15 protein-coding genes and 2 tRNA genes are annotated in these 16,962 nt (G+C 71.8%); 8 read left to right on the forward strand and 9 right to left on the reverse strand.

Annotation, left to right across the window (positions count from 1 at the left end; genetic code table 11):
• Position 1 precedes the first annotated feature (1 nt).
• The 6 genes from ACTWPV_RS36335 to ACTWPV_RS36360 all read right to left on the reverse strand — a co-directional run bounded on the left by ACTWPV_RS36335 (position 2) and on the right by ACTWPV_RS36360 (position 4,686).
• Positions 2-2,509 (reverse strand): Tex family protein, encoded by a 2,508-nt coding sequence (locus ACTWPV_RS36335; RefSeq protein ID WP_443155241.1) that lies wholly within the window; start codon positions 2,507-2,509, stop codon positions 2-4.
• Positions 2,510-2,536: 27 nt separating this feature from the next.
• Positions 2,537-3,700, reverse strand: a complete 1,164-nt coding sequence (locus ACTWPV_RS36340; RefSeq protein WP_443155242.1) for an amidohydrolase — start codon at positions 3,698-3,700, stop codon at positions 2,537-2,539.
• Between the two features lie 128 nt (positions 3,701-3,828).
• Positions 3,829-4,053: a PF20097 family protein gene (locus tag ACTWPV_RS36345; RefSeq protein ID WP_443155243.1), complete on the reverse strand. Its 225-nt coding sequence runs from the start codon at positions 4,051-4,053 to the stop codon at positions 3,829-3,831.
• Between the two features lie 15 nt (positions 4,054-4,068).
• Positions 4,069-4,503: an RpiB/LacA/LacB family sugar-phosphate isomerase gene (locus ACTWPV_RS36350; RefSeq protein WP_443155244.1), complete on the reverse strand. Its 435-nt coding sequence runs from the start codon at positions 4,501-4,503 to the stop codon at positions 4,069-4,071.
• 34 nt (positions 4,504-4,537) lie between these two features.
• Positions 4,538-4,610 (reverse strand) — tRNA-Arg (locus tag ACTWPV_RS36355).
• A 3-nt stretch (positions 4,611-4,613) separates the two neighbouring features.
• Positions 4,614-4,686: transfer RNA gene (locus ACTWPV_RS36360), tRNA-Met, on the reverse strand.
• 226 nt (positions 4,687-4,912) lie between these two features.
• On the opposite strand from ACTWPV_RS36360, the gene ACTWPV_RS36365 reads away from it, so the two are divergent.
• The 7 genes from ACTWPV_RS36365 to ACTWPV_RS36395 are packed head-to-tail and all read left to right on the forward strand — an operon-like array spanning position 4,913 to position 12,798.
• Entirely contained in the window at positions 4,913-5,983 is a 1,071-nt protein-coding gene (locus ACTWPV_RS36365; RefSeq protein ID WP_443155245.1) for a DUF917 domain-containing protein, read from the forward strand.
• Complete coding sequence (locus tag ACTWPV_RS36370) at positions 5,976-7,649, forward strand: hydantoinase/oxoprolinase N-terminal domain-containing protein (protein WP_443155246.1); 1,674 nt, start codon at positions 5,976-5,978, stop codon at positions 7,647-7,649. Before ACTWPV_RS36365 ends, ACTWPV_RS36370 begins: the two co-directional genes overlap by 8 nt.
• 23 nt (positions 7,650-7,672) lie before the next feature.
• Positions 7,673-9,286, forward strand: a complete 1,614-nt coding sequence (locus ACTWPV_RS36375) for an ABC transporter substrate-binding protein (RefSeq protein ID WP_443155247.1) — start codon at positions 7,673-7,675, stop codon at positions 9,284-9,286.
• Positions 9,287-9,291: 5 nt separating this feature from the next.
• Complete coding sequence (locus tag ACTWPV_RS36380; RefSeq protein ID WP_443155248.1) at positions 9,292-10,308, forward strand: ABC transporter permease; 1,017 nt, start codon at positions 9,292-9,294, stop codon at positions 10,306-10,308.
• Positions 10,305-11,162, forward strand: a complete 858-nt coding sequence (locus tag ACTWPV_RS36385; RefSeq protein ID WP_347647234.1) for an ABC transporter permease — start codon at positions 10,305-10,307, stop codon at positions 11,160-11,162. Before ACTWPV_RS36380 ends, ACTWPV_RS36385 begins: the two co-directional genes overlap by 4 nt.
• Positions 11,159-11,917 (forward strand): ATP-binding cassette domain-containing protein, encoded by a 759-nt coding sequence (locus ACTWPV_RS36390; RefSeq protein ID WP_443155249.1) that lies wholly within the window; start codon positions 11,159-11,161, stop codon positions 11,915-11,917. Before ACTWPV_RS36385 ends, ACTWPV_RS36390 begins: the two co-directional genes overlap by 4 nt.
• A 2-nt stretch (positions 11,918-11,919) precedes the next feature.
• A complete protein-coding gene (locus ACTWPV_RS36395; protein WP_443155303.1) occupies positions 11,920-12,798 on the forward strand; it encodes an ABC transporter ATP-binding protein in 879 nt (292 codons plus the stop codon).
• Here ACTWPV_RS36395 and ACTWPV_RS36400 read toward each other — a convergent pair.
• Entirely contained in the window at positions 12,791-13,258 is a 468-nt protein-coding gene (locus ACTWPV_RS36400) for a MarR family winged helix-turn-helix transcriptional regulator (protein ID WP_443155250.1), read from the reverse strand. The two genes, ACTWPV_RS36395 and ACTWPV_RS36400, sit on opposite strands and share 8 nt — an antisense overlap.
• Positions 13,259-13,333: 75 nt before the next feature.
• Here ACTWPV_RS36400 and ACTWPV_RS36405 point away from each other — a divergent pair, with 75 nt between their 5' ends.
• The gene (locus ACTWPV_RS36405) at positions 13,334-14,740 is read left to right on the forward strand and encodes an MFS transporter (RefSeq protein ID WP_443155251.1); all 1,407 of its coding nucleotides are present in this window, start codon (positions 13,334-13,336) and stop codon (positions 14,738-14,740) included.
• Here ACTWPV_RS36405 and ACTWPV_RS36410 read toward each other — a convergent pair.
• Together ACTWPV_RS36410 and ACTWPV_RS36415 are read right to left on the reverse strand one after the other, a co-directional pair.
• On the reverse strand, positions 14,718-15,083 hold the full coding sequence (locus ACTWPV_RS36410) for a DUF742 domain-containing protein (protein WP_347647238.1): 366 nt from the start codon (positions 15,081-15,083) through the stop codon (positions 14,718-14,720). The genes ACTWPV_RS36405 and ACTWPV_RS36410 overlap by 23 nt on opposite strands.
• Complete coding sequence (locus ACTWPV_RS36415; protein WP_443155252.1) at positions 15,076-16,938, reverse strand: sensor histidine kinase; 1,863 nt, start codon at positions 16,936-16,938, stop codon at positions 15,076-15,078. The genes ACTWPV_RS36410 and ACTWPV_RS36415 overlap by 8 nt, the downstream gene beginning before the upstream one ends.
• Positions 16,939-16,962: the final 24 nt, after the last annotated feature.

Here is a 16,962-nt window from a genome sequence, read left to right on the forward strand (position 1 = left end):
GTCAGCGGTTGTCGCCGCCCAAGCCCGCCTTGCGCAGGGCCTCGGCCATGGCGCCCGTCGGTGCGGGACGGCGCTGGCCGCCGCGCCCGCGCTGGCCGTCGCCGTTGCCGCGCTGCCCGTTGCCCCTGCCGCCGTCGCCGCGACGGTCGTCGCGACCGCCCTGGCCTCGGCCGTCACCACGAGCGCCCTGGCCGCCTTGGCCGTCACCACGAGCGCCCTGACCGTCACCGCGGCCGCCCTGGCCGCGTCCGCGCTGGCCGTCGCCACGGCCGCCGTTGCCTCGGCCGCTGTCGCGACCGTCGTCGGCGCCGCGGGGGCCCTGGCGGCCGGGGCCGCGGCGGGAGCCGTCGGCCGGGGACTGGGTGGTGATCTCGTCTTCCAGGCGAAGCGTCAGGGAGATGCGCTTGCGCGGAATGTCGACGTCGAGGACCTTGACACGCACGATGTCTCCGGGCTTGACCACGTCGCGGGGATCTTTGACGTAGGTGCGGGACATGGCGGACACGTGGACGAGGCCGTCCTGGTGCACGCCGACGTCCACGAAGGCGCCGAACGCGGCCACGTTGGTGACGACGCCCTCCAGGATCATGCCCTGCGTCAGGTCGGAGAGCTTCTCGACGCCCTCCTTGAAGGTGGCCGTCTTGAACGCGGGCCTCGGGTCACGGCCCGGCTTTTCCAGCTCGCGCAGGATGTCGGTGACCGTGGGCAGGCCGAACGTGTCGTCGGTGAAGTCGTCGGGCCTGAGCGAGCGCAGCGCCGCGGTGTTGCCGATCAGCGTCTTGAGGTCGCTCTTGACGGCGCCGAGGATGCGCCGCACCACGGGGTAGGCCTCAGGGTGCACGCTGGACACGTCGAGCGGGTCGTCGCCGCCGCGGATGCGCAGGAAGCCGGCGCACTGCTCGAACGCCTTGGGCCCGAGCCTGGGCACGCTCCTCAGCGCCGAGCGCGCGCGGAAGGGGCCGTTGGCGTCGCGGTGGCGGACGATGCTCTCGGCCAGCGTCGAGCCGATGCCGGACACGCGCGTGAGCAGCGGCGCCGACGCGGTGTTGACGTCGACCCCCACGGCGTTGACGCAGTCTTCGACCACCGCGTCGAGCGAGCGGGAGAGCTTGGATTCGGCGAGGTCGTGCTGGTATTGGCCGACGCCGATCGACTTGGGGTCGATCTTGACCAGCTCGGCCAGCGGATCTTGCAGCCTGCGGGCGATGGAGACCGCCCCGCGCAGCGACACGTCGAGCTCGGGCAACTCCTGCGAGGCGTAGGGCGAGGCGGAGTAGACGGAGGCCCCGGCCTCGGAGACGACGATCTTCGTCACCGACGGCATGTGCTGGACCAGCTCGCCGGCCAGCTTGTCGGTCTCGCGCGACGCGGTGCCGTTGCCGATGGCGATCAGCTCGACGCCGTGCCGCTGCGCCAGCGCGCCCAGCACGGCGAGCGACTCGGCCCACTGCCGCTTGGGCTCGTGAGGGTAGATCGTGGCCGTTTCGACGACCTTGCCCGTGGCGTCGACCACGGCGACCTTCACGCCCGTACGCAGGCCGGGGTCGAGCCCCATCGTCGGCCGCGCGCCGGCCGGCGCGGCGAGCAGCAGGTCGCGCAGGTTGGCCGCGAACACCCGCACCGCTTCGTCCTCGGCGGCCTGCCACAGCCGCATGCGCAGGTCGATGCCCAGGTGCACCAGGATGCGCGTGCGCCAGGCCCAGCGAACGGTCTCGGTCAGCCACTTGTCAGCCGGTCGGCCCTGGTCGGAGACGCCGAACCGGGAGGCGACGCGCATCTCGTAGTCGGGGCTGTCGTCGGGCTCGAGCGTGACGGAGAGGATCTCTTCCTTCTCGCCCCTGAACATGGCCAGGATGCGGTGGGAGGGCAGCTTCGTGAACGGCTCGCCGAAGTCGAAGTAGTCGGAGAACTTGGCCCCCGCCTCCTCCTTGCCCTCGCGCACCTTGGAGACCAGCCGGCCACGGTTCCACAGCTGCTCGCGCAGGGCGCCGATGAGGTCGGCGTCTTCGGCGAAGCGCTCGACCAGGATCGCCCTCGCGCCTTCGAGAGCCGCGGCCGCGTCGGCCACCCCCTCGGTGACGAAGCCCTCCGCGGTGGCCGCCGGGTCACACGCGGGATCGGCGAGCAGCTGGTCGGCCAGCGGTTCGAGCCCCAGCTCCCGGGCGATCTGCGCCTTGGTGCGCCGCTTGGGCTTGTAAGGCAGGTAGATGTCTTCGAGCCTGGCCTTGGTCTCCGCCGCCATGATCTGCTCGCGCAGCTCGTCGTCGAGCTTGCCCTGCGACTCGATCGACTCCAGGATGGCCGCCCGGCGCTCCTCCAGCTCGCGCAGGTAGCGCAGCCGCTCCTCGAGCGTGCGCAACTGCGCGTCGTCGAGGGCGCCGGTGGCCTCTTTGCGGTATCGCGCGATGAACGGCACGGTCGCGCCGCCGTCGAGCAGATCGACGGCCGCCTGCACCTGCCCGTCGCGTACGCCGAGCTCTGCCGCGATCCGCTGGTGAATAGAGAGCACTTGCCTGCCTTTCGATGGTCCCGCCGGTCAATTGTGCAGGACTACGCCGTCTTTCATGACCAGAGTGCGCCCAGGGTGAACGACCACGGCCTCCGCCGGGCCTCCCGAGGGCACGACCACCAGGTCGGCCCGGTCACCCTCGGCCAGGCCGTAGCCCGCGAGCCCCAGCGCGCGGGCGCCGCCGTAGGTGGCGGCCTCCAGCGCCAGCTCGATGTCCTCGTCCGCGCGGAAGGTGCTGCGGTAGGCGACGTGCATCGCCCGCTCCAGCATGTCGCCGCTGCCGTAGGGGCCCCACAGGTCGCGAATGCCGTCGTGGCCGCACGCGATCGTGACGCCCGCGGCCCGCAACTTCTTGATGGGCGGCACGGGGTAGTTGTAGACGGCCCCGGTCGCCAGCGCCACGCCCGCGTCGGCGAAGCCCTGCGCCAGGCGGTCGACGTAGGGCTCGTCGAGCTGGCCGAGCGCGTAGGCGTGGCTGACCGTGACCCGGCCGCCCAGCCCGAGCACCCTGGTGCGCTCGGTGATGAGCTCGAGCTCCCAGCCGCCCAGCGAGCCGCCGTCATGGAGGTGGATGTCGAGATGCGTGCCGTAGCGCCCGGCCAGGCCGAAGATCAGATCGAGGTGGCGCACCGGGTCGCGGTCGATGCCCGCGGGGTCGAGCCCGCCGACCGCCTCGACGCCGCCCTTCAGCGCCTCTTCGAGCAGCTCGGCGGTGCCGGGGTTGGTCAGCACGCCGTGTTGCGGGAAGGCGACCTGGCGCACGTCGAGAGGGGAGCGCGCGGCGGCCTCGCGCACGGCCTCCACGCCGCGCAGGCCGACCTCGGGATCGATGTCGGTGTGGGTGCGCACATGGGTGGTGCCGGCCGCGCTCATGCGCTCCAGCAGCGCGCCGATCCGCTCGACGCTCGGCACGCCCAGCTCGGCCCGGCGGGCGAGGTCGTTGCCGATGCGGCCGGCGAGCGTGTCGCCGGCCGAGTGGGGCACCCATGGCCCGCCATGAAGCGTCTTGTCGAGGTGGCAGTGGGCCTCGACGAGGCCGGGCAGCACCAGCTGACCCGTGACGTCGACGACCCGGGCGGCGGGCGCGTCGATGCCCTGGCCGACCCGGGCGACGCGGCCGCCGCGGACGAGGACGTCGGCGGGTGCGCCGAGCCCCCAGGGGTGCCCGCCACGGATCAGCACGTCGGTCATGCCCAGCACCCTAAACGGCCGGACCGACGATTTCCGTGTCGCCGCTGTGACGGTTCCGGACCGCCGGCGGGGGCGCGGACGTCATCCAGGGTGACGGAGGCCCGGGGTGGACGGGCTGGGTGATCGGGTCAGCTGGGGTTGCGGGCGAAGAGTTCGAGATGGTGGCACGTACGGCAGCGGTAGGCTTCGACCTGCCACTTGGGCCGGCCGAAGAGCTTGGCTCCGCCGAACAGGCCGCGTTCGAGCGCGCCCTCCACCCATCTGACGTATCCCTGGGAGCTCTGGCCGGAATCCATGATGAATCCGGGCTCCAGCGCCTCTTCCCCGCAATGCGTGCACCGCAGAATGGACATGCGGCCCGAGCGTAGTCAGATCTCGTCGAGATGGGAGACGTTTGCCATGTCGGCGGCGTCGGTGCTTGGCCGCCCCTCGAACCAGGCGTCGAAAATCTCACCGAGCACCACGTCGGACGTCAGCCGGAGGCTGAGCGCGAGCACGTTGGCGTCGTTCCAGGTGCGGGCGCCGTCGGCGGTGTAGGCGTCGACGCAGAGCGCGGCGCGGACGCCGGGCACCTTGTTCGCCGCGATGGACGCGCCCGTGCCCGTCCAGCAGCAGACGACCGCCTGGTCGGCACGCCCTTCGCTGACGTCTCTCGCGGCGAGTTCGCAGGCCCACGCCCAGTCGGCGCGCTCGCCGTCGCCGAGCGCGCCGTGGGCGACCACCTCGTGCCCGCGCCTGCGCAACTCCGCCACGACCCGCTCGGCCACGCCGTCCTTGCTGTCGGCGGCCACCGAAATCCGCATGTGTCCTCCCGGCTGCTCACCTCAGATGTACCAGCGCCCCCGGCTGGAATCGAACCAGCGGCCTCCTGTTTCGGAAACAGGCGCGCTCTCCGCTGCGCCACGAGGGCCCGTGGCGGGTGCGGGAATCGAACCCGCCTGGAGCGACGCATGAAATCGCCGGGCACACCAGCGCCCCCACCCGCCTGGGAAGACGCCCGGGCGGGGCCGGGGGCGGAGATCAGCCCCGACGCGCCCAGGACACGCCCGTGCGGCGCCGCATGCGCATTCGCCGGGTGGTCATGGGAGGTCCTTTCGCTGGATCAGGTGCCGGTATCGAGCATGGCGGTCGTACGCGTGACGGCGCAACGCGTTTATGCCGCACATGTCAGACTGGCGCATTGGTGCGGCATGTGCTTGGTTGTGCAGCCATATGAGCATTGACGAGAGTGACATCCCGGCGCTCGCCCGGGGGTGCGCGATCCTGGGCACCGGTGGCGGGGGAGACGTGCGTACGGGGTCGCTGGCCGCGGTCAGGGCCATCCGGGCGTACGGCGAGGTGCCGCTGGTCGAGCTGGCCGACCTGCCCGGCGACGCGCTGGTCGTGCCGCTGTCCGGGATCGGTGCGCCGACGGTCGGCCACGAGATGATCCATGGCGAGGACGAGCCCGAGCGCGTCGCCGAGGAGGTGGAGCGGCTCTTCGGCCGGCCGCCGAGCGCGATCATGTCCTCCGAGATCGGCGGCTCGAACGGGGTCGCACCCGTAGCCTGGGCCGCGCGCCTCGGGGTGCCGCTGCTCGACGCCGACGGCATGGGCCGGGCGTTCCCCGAGGTCCAGATGGTGTCGATGTACGTGGCCGGGATCCCGGCCGACCTGGTGATCATGTCTGACATCGTGGGGAACGTCGTGACCATCCGCCCGATCGACGGGCTCTGGTCCGAGCGTCTGGCACGGGCCGTGTGCGTGGCCGCCGGTTCGCACGCGCTGATGGCCGACTACGTCCTGACCGCCGGCCGGGCCCGCGGCGCGGTCATCGAGGGCACGGTCACCCGCGCGCTGGCGATCGGCAGGGCCACGGAGGGCGCGGCCGACCCGCTCGGAGCGCTCCAGGACCGGCTCGGCGCGGTACGCCTGATCACCGGCAAGCTGACCGACGTGGAGCGGCGCACCACCGGCGGTTTCGTCCGGGGGACGGCCACGATCGAGGGCACCGGCGACGACCGCGGCCGCCGCCTCACCGTGGAACTGCAGAACGAGAACCTCGTCGCCGTCGAGGACGGCGCCGTGCGGGCCATGGTCCCCGACCTCATCACGATCGTGGACACCGAGACCGCCGCCGCCGTCCAGACGGAAAGCCTGCGGTACGGCCAGCGCGTCAGCGTGCTCGCCTGGCCCTGCGACCCGCTCTGGCGCACGCCCAGGGGGCTGGAGACGGCCGGGCCCGTGGCGTTCGGCTACGACCTCGACTACGTACCCGTCGAGGAGCTGACGGCGCATGGCTGACCTGCGGATGGGGATCGACGTCGGCGGCACGAACACCGACGCGGTCGTGCTCGGCGCCGACGGCCGGGTGGTGGCCAAGGCCAAGCGGCCGACGAGCAGGGACGTGACCGGAGGGTTGCGGGCGGCCATGGACGCGGTGCTCGCGGAGCTGGAAGGGGCCGCGGGACCGCGGACGCCGGACGGCGGCGTGCGGAGCCGGGTGGGCCGGGTCATGCTGGGTACCACCCACGCGACCAACGCGATCCTGGAGCGCGGGAACCTCGGCCGGGTCGCCGTGCTCAGGCTCGGCGCGCCCGCCACCACCGCCGTGCCCCCGCTCTCCGGCTGGCCGGACGACCTGCGCGAGGCCGTGTCGGCGGGGGAGGCCGTCGTCCCCGGCGGGCACTACGTCGACGGCCGCGAGATCAGCGCGCCCGACCTCGGCGCGGTCCGCCGCTTCCTGGACGGCGTGGAGGCCGACGCGGTGGCCGTCACCAGCGTCTTCAGCCCGGCGAGCGACGGGCACGAGCGGCTCGTCGCCGAGCTGGTCACCTCCGAGTACGGCCTGCCGGTCTCGCTGAGCCACGAGATCGGCACGCTGGGGCTGCTCGAACGCGAGAACGCCACCGTGCTGAACGCCGCCCTCTACGGCGTCGCCGCCCACGTGACCGGCGCGCTGAGCGCCGTCCTGGCCGAGCGCGGGCTGGACGCGCGCCCGTACCTGGCGCAGAACGACGGCACGCTCATGACGGTGGAGCACGCCGCGCGGCTGCCGGTCGCGACGATCGGGTCGGGCCCGGCCAACTCCTTGCGCGGCGCCGCGTTGCTGTCCGGCGTGGCGGACGCGGTCGTGGTGGACGTCGGCGGCACGTCCACCGATCTCGGGGTGCTGGCCGGCGGCTTCCCCCGCGAGTCGGCGGCGGCGGTCGAGATCGGCGGGGTGCTCACCAACTTCCGCATGCCGGACATCCTCTCCGTCGCCCTCGGTGGCGGGAGCGTGGTGCGCGGACGCGGGGTCGGCCCCGACTCGGTCGGCTACCGGATCGCCGGTGAGGCGCTGGTCTTCGGCGGGGCCACGGCGACGATGACCGACGCGGCGGTGGCGGCGGGCCGCACCCCGCCGGGGGCCGCCGCATGGCGCGGGCGTCTCCCCGCGGCCGTCCTGGCCCGCGCGGCCGCACGACGGAACGGCGCGGACGCGCGGGCAGCGGCGGCGGGCGACGGGCCGGGCGGAGGGCCGGTCGCGCGGGACGGGACGGAAACGATCGCCGACATCCTGGCGAGGGCGATCGCCGTCGCGGACGAGATGGTCATCGACGCCGTGGATCGCATGGCGCTCGGCAGGACCGACCGGCCCCTGGTCGCGGTCGGTGGCGGAGCGTTCATCCTGCCCGCCCGCATCCCGGGCGTGAGCCGGGTGATCCGCCCCGAGCACGCCGAGGTGGCCAACGCCGTGGGAGCGGCCATCGCCCTCGCGAGTGGCAGAGTCGATACGATCTTGCCTGCGGGAGATAGTCGGCCAGAAGCGATCGAAAGGGCCAAGGAAGAGGCGGTGGCGCGAGCCGTGGCGGCGGGGGCGGATCCCTCCGGCGTCGAGATCGTCGATCTCCTCGAGGTGCCGCTGAGCTATCTCTCCGAGCCCGCCGTACGCGTACACGTCAAAGCAGCCGGACCCCTCGCCCGGTGAAAGATCGAAAGGATCCCCCCACCATGCGCTGGCACAAGCGCTTGCTCGTAGCCGGGCTCACCGGCGCCCTGGCCCTGACCGCAGCCGCGTGCGCGGGCGGCCAGGTACGCGGCGCCGGAGGCACGCCGGAGACGGCGAAGAGCTCCGGCCCGGCCGCCACGCAGACCGCGAAGGCCAACGACAGCACCTTCGTTTACGTGCCGAACCTGGACGTGGTCACCGACTGGGACCCGGCCACCTCCTACTCCAACGAGATCGTCGCCCTGTCGAACATCTACGAGGGCCTGACCCGTTACAACTTCCAGTCCCGCGAGGCCGAGCCGCGCCTGGCCACCGAGTGGAGCTCGGCCGACGGCGGCAAGGAGTGGACGTTCAAGCTGCGCCAGGGCGTGAAGTTCCACTCGGGCGCCACGCTCGACGCCGAGGCGGCCAAGAAGGCGATCGAGCGGACGATCGAGAAGAAGGGCGGCGCCGCCTACATCTGGAACTCGGTCGACACGATCGAGGCCGTGGACGCGACCACGCTGAAGTTCACGCTCAGGCGCGCCGCGCCGCTCGACCTGATCGCCTCCTCGGGCTACGCCGCCTACATCTACGACGTGGGCGCGGTGGACGCCGACGGCAAGACGACCGCCGGCACGGGCCCGTACACGATCGACTCCTGGCAGAAGGGCAAGGAGACCGAGCTCACGCTGAAGGCGTTCGAGGACTACTGGGGCGGCTGGACGCCCGAGCAGTACAAGAAGGTCGCCTTCCGGGTCACCCCGGAGACCACCACCGCGTGGCAGCTGCTGCAGAAGGGCGAGGTCAACTTCGTCCAGCGGCTGAACCCGCAGCTGTTCGAGCAGGCCGGCATGACCGACAACGTGCAGACGGCGCGGTCGCCGTCGTTCCAGAACCTGCTGGTGCTGTTCAACACGGCCGCGGGCCCGACGAAGGACGTCAGGGTACGGAAGGCGCTCCAGCTCGCGATCGACTACGACGGCCTGGCGGCGGCGCTGAAGGGGGCGGGGCTGAAGGCCGGCGGCCTGGTGCCGGAAGGGCTGCTCGGCCACGTGAACGGCATGGAGCCCGAGCACGACCCGGCCAGGGCACAGGAACTGCTCGCCGAGGCCGGATACGGCCCCGACCTCGCCGAGCTCAGGCTCTCCCTCACCTACGCGCAGGGCGACGAGGACCAGAAGATGCTGGTCACGCTCCTGAGCTCGGCGCTGAAGAAGCTCAACATCACGCTGCAGGCCAGGCCCATGACGTGGAGCGCCCAGTGGGACCTGGGGAAGAAGCAGGGGCAGGACATCTTCGTCATGTACTGGTATCCGGACTATCCGGACGCCTATTCGTGGTTCCTCAACGTGTTCAAGAGCGAGGACGAGCCGCGGTTCAACCTGTCGTACCTGAAGGACCGCGAGATCGACGCGGCCGTCGAGAAGCTGCCCGAGCTCATGGCGACCGACGCGCTCAAGGCGGAGGACGCGTTCGAGGAGCTGCAGAAGAAGATCATCGGGGAGCAGGCGGCGGTGGCGGTGCCGTACGTGCAGACCTACCAGCGCGCGCTGACCGCTGATGTCAAGGGGTACGTGGACAACCCCGCCTATCCCAACGTCGTCTTCTTCTACGACCTCAAACGCGCACGCTGACGCCCATGCTGCGCTATCTGGCCCGCCGGCTCGGCCAGGCCCTCCTGGTCGTCGCCGGCGTGGTCGTGCTCACGTTCGCCGTCATGCGGCTGGTGCCGGGGGATCCGGCGGTGGCGTTCGCCGGGCCGAAGGCCTCGCCGGAGGAGCTCGCCGCGGCGCGCGAGCGGTTCGGGCTGGACGATCCGCTGCCGGCGCAGCTCTTCGCCTACGTGCGCGACCTGTTCACCGGCGACTGGGGGGTCAGCCTGCGCACCCGGCAACCCGTGCGCGAGGATCTCTATCTCGCCTTTCCCGCCTCGCTCGAACTGGTCGGGGCGGCTCTGCTGATCGCGGTGGCGGCGGGGATCCCGGTCGGGGTGCTGGCCGCCCGCTATAAAATGAAATTTCCGGACTTGGGGGTGCGGTTCGGCAGCATGCTGGCCGTCTCCGTCCCCGTCTTCTGGCTGGCCCTGGCCCTGCAGCTGATCTTCGCCGGCAAGCTCGACTGGTTCCCCGTGGCCGGCGAGTACGACTCCTCGCTGGACACCACGAGCCCTCTCACCCTGTGGACGAACATCACCGTCGTCGACGCCCTCATCACCGGCAACTGGCCCATCCTCACCAGCACCCTCCACCACCTGGCGCTGCCCGCCCTGGTCGTGGCCGCCTACCCCGCGGGCGTCATCGCCCAGATGACCAGGGCGACCCTCATCGAGGAGTCCGGCCAGGACCACGCCAGGCTGGAACGCGCGCTCGGGTTCGGCGAGACGTCCATCCTGACCAAGTTCGCCCTCAGGCCGGCGCTGAGCCCCGTGTTGTCGCTGATCGCCCTGGTCTTCGCCTACTCCCTCGTCAACGGCTTCCTCGTCGAGGCGATCTTCAACTGGCCGGGCCTGGGCCGCTACGCCGCCGAGTCGATCCGCTCGCGCGACACGCCGGCCATCGCCGGCGTCACCCTCCTGGTCGCCCTGGTCTACGTTCTGGCCAACCTGGTCGTGGACGTGCTCCAGGGCTTCCTCGACCCCCGGGCCAGGACCCGATGAGGAGCCCGCGCGCCGAGGTGCCGCTGCGGCGCTCCCTGCCACGGGTGCCCGACCGGTTCGCCGCCTTCGGGGCGGTGCTCATCGTGCTCATCGTGCTGGCCGCGATCATGGCGCCGTGGCTCGCCCCGTACCCGGACGAGCCGCGCCCGCTGGAGGGGTCGCTGCCGCCGGGCGGCGCGCACTGGTTCGGCACCGACCAGCTCGGCCGCGACGTGCTCACGAGGATCCTGTACGGCGGCCGCACCTCGCTGGCCATCGCGGTGTCCGTCCTGGCGGTCTCGGCGCTCGGCGGTGTGACGCTGGGCGTGGTGGCCGGGTACGCGGGCGGCTGGGTCAGGGACGTGATCATGCGGGTCACGGACGTGTTCCTGGCCTTCCCCGCCCTGCTCCTCTCGCTGGCGCTGGCGGTCGTGCTGCCGCCGAGCGTGAACACGGTCATCCTGGCCATCGCGGTGACCTGGTGGCCGTGGTACACCCGGCTGGCCGCGTCCGTGGCCGCCACGATCGCCGCCAGCCCGTACGTGGACGCCGCCCGGTGCCTCGGCGTGCCCGCGCCGCTGATCGTTTTGCGGCACGTGCTGCCGAACTCGCTCACCCCCGTCCTGGTCCAGATCTCGCTGGACGCGGGCGGCGTGATCCTCACCGCGGCGGCGCTGTCGTACCTGGGGCTCGGCGCGCAGGAGCCGACGGCGGAGTGGGGGCTGATGGTGCAGCAGGGGCAGACGCTGTTCACCACGAACTGGTGGATCGGCACGTTCCCCGGGCTGGCGATCCTGGTGACGGCGTTCGCGTTCAACATGCTGGGGGAAGGGCTGCGCAACGCGCTCGACCCCAGGGCGAGGACGGTCACGTGATCGAGGTGCGTGACCTCCAGGTGCGCTACGCCGGGCGGTTGGCGGCCGACGTCCCCGAGCTGGACGTGGGCGCGGGCGAGTGCGTCGCGATCGTGGGGGAGAGCGGCTCGGGCAAGTCCACGACGCTGCTCTCGCTCCTGGGTCTCACCGAGGGCGCCGAGGTCTCGGGACACGTCAGGGTCTGCGGGGTCGACGTGCTCGCCGCCTCGCCGCGCCGGCTGCGCGAGATCCGCGGGGCCAGGGCGGCGCTCGTGATGCAGTCACCCCAGTCGGCGCTCAGCCCCGCCACCCGTCTCGGCGTGCTGATGCGCCGCGTGCTCAGGCTCCACGGCGTCGGGAAAGGCGCAGGCCGGGGCGGGAGCCTGGACGAGATCATGGCGGAGTCCGTGGCGGCGGTCATGCTCGACCGCACGATCCTGCGGCGTTACCCGCACGAGATCTCCGGCGGCCAGGCCCAGCGCTTCGCCATCGCGCTGGCCATCGCCCTGGGCGCCGAGGTGATCCTCGCCGACGAGCCGACCAGCGCCCTCGACGTGACCGTGCAGGCCGAGGTGGTCGGGGTGCTCCACCGGCTCAGGGTGGAACGAGGGCTGGCACTCCTGCTCGTCTCCCATGATCTGGCCCTGGTCTCGACGATCGCCGACCGGGTGCTGGTCATGAAGGACGGGGAGGTGGTGGAGTCGGGTCCAGCCGCGAGGGTGCTGGCCGAGCCGTCGCATCCCTACACGCGCGAGCTGCTGGAGGCGCTGCCGTGACCATGCTCAGGGCCGAGCGGGTGACCCTCGGGTACGCCGGGCGGGCCGTCGTGCACGACGTGAGCCTGGACGTCACCGCGGGCGGCGTCGGGCTGATCGGGGAGAGCGGCTCGGGCAAGACGACCCTGGCGCGCGCGTTCCTGGGCCTCCTCACCCCCATGGCCGGAAACATCTGGTACGGCGACCAAATCCTCAAAAAAGCGGACATGCGGGCGTTCCGGAAGGACGTCCAGCCCGTCTTCCAGGCCGAGGCCCTCGACCCCAGGATGCGCATCGGCGCCTCCGTCGCCGAGGCCCTGCCGGCGCGAGGACCCCGCGCCGCCCGGGCCAGGGTGCCGGAACTGCTCGAACAGGTCGGGCTCGACCCCGCGCTGGCCGGCCGCAGGCCGCACGAGCTCTCGGGCGGCCAGCGCCAGCGGGTGGTGATCGCCAGGGCCCTGGCGGTCGGCCCCCGCCTGCTCATCCTGGACGAGCCCACCAGCGCGCTCGACGTCACCGTCCAGGCCAGGATCCTCGACCTGATCGCCTCGCTGGACACCGAGCGCCTGCTGATCACGCACAACCTCGCCGTGGTGCGGCGGCTCTGCCGCACCACGCACGTGTTGTTCGCGGGCCGGGTCGTCGAGTCGGGAGCCACGCGCGACCTCCTGGCGAACCCGGCCCACCCCTACACCCGCGCCCTGCGCGACGCCGTGCCCGAGCTCGGCGGCCCGCCGCCGCGGGCGAGGGGCGCGACGGAGGCCGTGCCGGCGCGGACGGGCTGCCCGTTCCGGCTCCGCTGCCCGCTGGCCGTGCCGGAGTGCGAGCGGCCGCCCGCGCTCAGGGACGTGCGGGGCCGTCAGGTGGCCTGCCACCGGGCGGAGGACGTGCTGGTCACCTAGCCGGATAGCGCGCCTTGAGGTGCGCGGTGAAGTCTTCGGCGAGTTTGTCCATCAGCCTGGCCAGCTCCGCGCGTTCCTCAGGGGGCCAGCCGGCCGTGGCGCCCTCGAACCACCCGGCCGTCACCCGGCGGCACCTGCTCGCGGCCTCGGCGCCGTCCTCGGTGAGCGCGATGCGCCAGGCGCGGCCGTCGTCGGGGTCGCGCACCCGCTCGACCAGCTTGCGCCCCTCCAGCGCGGCGACGTGCCGGGTCACGTGCGGGCTCTCCACCTGCAGTCCTGCGGCGATCGCGCCGATCCTGCACGGCTCGCCCGCGTCCAGCAGGTGGACGAGGATCTGCACGTCGGGCCGGTCGAGCCGGACGCCCGCGGCCTCGGTCAGGCGCTCGTGCGTCTTGGCACGGTGGAGCGTGGCCGCGAGCCGGCGGTAGGCCGAGACCGTCTTGATGAGATCGTCGTCCATCGGTTTGCTTACCTAACTTAGGTATGTATCATCGTTCCTCGACTAATTACCCAAAGTATCTAAAAGGAGCGGAACATGGCGACAGCCGTCGCAACCGCGCGCCGGGACACCTCGGCGCGCAACCCCTGGCCGGCCGTGGTGTCACTGGCCTTCGCCGCGTCGATCGCCGCCTTGCAGAACACCGCGGTCGTGCCGTTGCTTCCCGTGCTGCAACGTGAGCTGGACGCCTCGCTCACCTCCGTGAGCTGGACGCTGACGGTGAGCCTGCTGGTCGCCGCGGTCTCCACGCCGCTGTTGTCGCGCTTCGGCGACATGTACGGCAGGCGCCGCATGATCCTCGGCGCCCTGGCGCTGCTGGTGGCCGGCTCGGTGATGGCGGCGCTGGCCACCTCTCTGACCTGGTTGATGGTGGCGCGGGTGTTGCAGGGGTTCGTGGCCGCGCTGGTGCCGCTGTCGATCGGCGTGGTACGCGACACGTTGCCCGGACGCCAGCTCGCGACCGGCATCGGCGTGCTCAGCGCGACGATGGGCTTCGGCTCCGGCGGCGGGATGATCCTGGCCGGGCTCGCTTCCGGAGACTGGCACCTGGTCTTCTGGATCACGGCCGCCATCTCCCTGGTGGCCTCCGTCTTCGTGGCCTTCCTCGTACGCGACCGCGCGCCGGCCGGCAGAGGCCGTCCCGACCTGCTCGGCGCGGGGCTGCTGGCCGCGTGGCTGGTCGCGCTGCTGCTGGCCATCAGCGAGGGCGGCTCGTGGGGCTGGACCTCGCCCGGCGTGCTCGGGCTGTTCGCGGCCGCCGCGGTGCTGGCCGCCGTGTGGGTCGTGGTCGAGCGCCGGGTGCCCGAGCCGCTGGTGCAGATGGCGATGCTGGTCCACCGGGGCACGGTCGGCGCGACGGTGGCCTCGATGCTGCTCGGCCTCGCGTTCTTCACCCTCCTGACCGGCATCTCCGGTTTCGCCCAGGCGCCCGCCGGCTCCGGCTACGGCCTGGCAGCCTCCACCCTGCAAGTCGGGCTCTACCTGCTGCCCAGCACGCTGTTCATGCTGGTGCTCTCCCTGTTCGCGGGCCGGTTGATGCGCCACTTCCACGCCTCGTCCATGGTGGCCGCGGGCTCGGCGGTGACAGGGCTGGCGGCGTTGTGGCTGGTGGCCAGGCACGACGGCCCCGCCGACCTGTACATGGCGGCCTCGCTGATGGGCATCGGCTTCGGCATCGGGTACGCGGCGCTCGGCACCATGGCCGTCGAGCACGTCGAACCCGGCATGACGGCCGTCGCCGCGGGCGTGAACGCGCTCGTGCGCATCGTGGGCGGAAGCACCGCGGGCGCCGCGATCGCCGCGATCCTGGCCGCCAGTCCCGGCGTGCGCGGCTACCAGTGGGTCTTCGGCGTGGCCGCGGCGGCCGGAGCGGTGGCCGCGCTGTTCGCGGCCACGTACGGATGGCTCAACCGCCGGGCGGTCACAGCGCCTTCAGCCCGCTGATCACCTCGAGCAGCACCTTCGCGTCGGGGGCCGGAGGCGGGTGTTCGACCTGCACGAGCTGGCGCGCGTGCAGGTCGCCGACCAGCACCCTGATCACGCCGATGGGCAGGTTGAGCTCGGCCGCCACGTCCACGAGCCGGGTCGGCTGGGTGCACTTCTGCAGGATGATCAGATGTTCGGGGTCGAGGCCGCGCGGCGTCGTCAGGCCGCCGGACGTGATGATCACCGCGATGAGGTCGATGGCCTCGCTCGCGGGCACCGTACGGCCCCTCGTCAGCAGATAGGCCGGGACGATCGGACCGGCGTCCTCGTCCAGCCAGCGCTCTTCTGGCTTGTCACTCACTGCGCACCACCCGCATGGGTCGAGCGGGTTCCTTGACGTGGGGATCCAGGTCCGGATCGGCCACGTGCTCAGCCGGGATCAACACGATCGCGGTGGTCCCTCCATATGGTGAACCGCGTAGTGTCACGCGGATGTCATGCCTGGCGGCCAGGCGGGAGACGACGAAAAGGCCGAGCCTGTCGGTGTCGGCCAGGTCGAACTCCGGCGGGCTGGCCAGCCGCTCGTTGAGTTCGTCCAGCACCTCCGCGCTCATTCCGAGCCCGCGGTCCTCGACCTCGAAGACGAACCCCCTGGCCGCCTCCTCGCCCCGCACGATGACCTGGGTGTGGGTGGGGGAGTAGACGGTGGCGTTCTCGATCAGCTCCGCGACGAGGTGGATCACGTCGCCGACGACGGGGCCCGCCAGTCGCTGGCCGGACATCGGCTCGACGGTGACCCGCGGGTAGTCCTCCACCTCGGCGGCCGCCCCGCGGGCGACGTCGAGCAGCGGCACCGGGCGGCTCCAGCCGCGGCCCGGCGTGGCGCCCGACAGGATGATCAGGCCTTCGGCGTGGCGGCGCATGCGCGTGGTGAGGTGGTCGAGCTTGAACAGGTCCTCGAGGGCGTCCGGATCGGTCGCACGGTGCTGCATGTCCTCCAGCTGGATGCGCTGGCGGTGCAGCAACGTCTGGCTGCGCCTGGCCAGGTTGCGGAAGACGTGGCCGACGCCCTCGCTGAGCCGCGCCTGCCCGATGGCGGCCTCGACAGCGGTCTGCTGCACCGTGGAGAAGGCCTGCCCGACGTCGTCGATCTCGACGGTGGTGCTCGCCACCGACACCTCGGGAAGCTCGATCCGCTCGCCCCTGCGCAGCTTGTCGACCACGTGCGGCAGGCGCTCCTGCGCCACCTCCAGGGCGGCCAGCCGGAGCGCGCCGAGCTCCCGCGACAGCCGGTTGCCCATCCGCAACGAGAACACGATCGACACGACCACCAGCACCAGAGCGGTCCCCGCCAGCAAGTGCGCCCGGCCGAGCACCCGGTCGGCCACCGGGTCGGCGCGCTCGTTCAGGTTGGCGCTGGCCCGCATCTGGACCGCCTGGAACGACTTGGCCAGCTCCTCCGTGACGCTCAGCCAGTCACGCGGCGAGCGGCCGGAGATGATCTGGTCCTCCATCATCCGCATCCGCTGATAGGAGGCGGAGGTGATCATGGCGACCTGGGGGTCGCGCAGCGGCGGGTCGAGCTCTCCGAGCGCCTGGTCGACGAGGAAACGCCGGTTGCCGACGATCTGCGTGAAGGTCCTGCGCTCCACGGCCGTGGTCGGCCCGAGCGCGATGGCCTGCTCCCGGGTGAGCAGCTCCTTCGCGTAACTCATGTCGATGACCACGCGCGACTGCTCGTAGATCGGGATGTCGTCGATGAGCGCGACGCGGCGGTGCAGGCCGAACAGCGCGTCGGCGATCGCGTCGTAGGACTCAACTGCGTGCAGGCGGTCGCTCAGGCTCGTGTCGATCTCTCTTCTGATCACGTCGAGCCTGTTCAGTTGCGTGTACACCGCGTTCACCTGCGTGCGGATCTCTTCCGATCTGTCCTTGGAGTTGCCCGAGAGCCGCGTGAAGGTGTCTTCAGCGGCGTCGGTACGGCTACGCTGCGCCTCCACCGCGGTCTGGGCCGCCATGTGGCGCAGGTGCTTGGCCGAGACGAGACGCTCGCGCTGGATCTCGTTGATCAGTTTGTACGCTGGATGGCGGAGGTTCGTCCAGAGTGTCTTGTACTCGCGTAGCTCCAAGCTCTCGGTGGCGGTGACGGCGGTGATGACGCCCCACAACACCACCATGGAGGTCAGAGGCACCAGTAGGAGTCCGATGATCTTCATGCGGATCGTTCGGCTACGACCCAT

The sequence above is a fragment of the Nonomuraea sp. KM88 genome, from assembly GCF_052245635.1.
In the GTDB taxonomy this organism is placed as follows: Bacteria; Actinomycetota; Actinomycetes; order Streptosporangiales; family Streptosporangiaceae; genus Nonomuraea.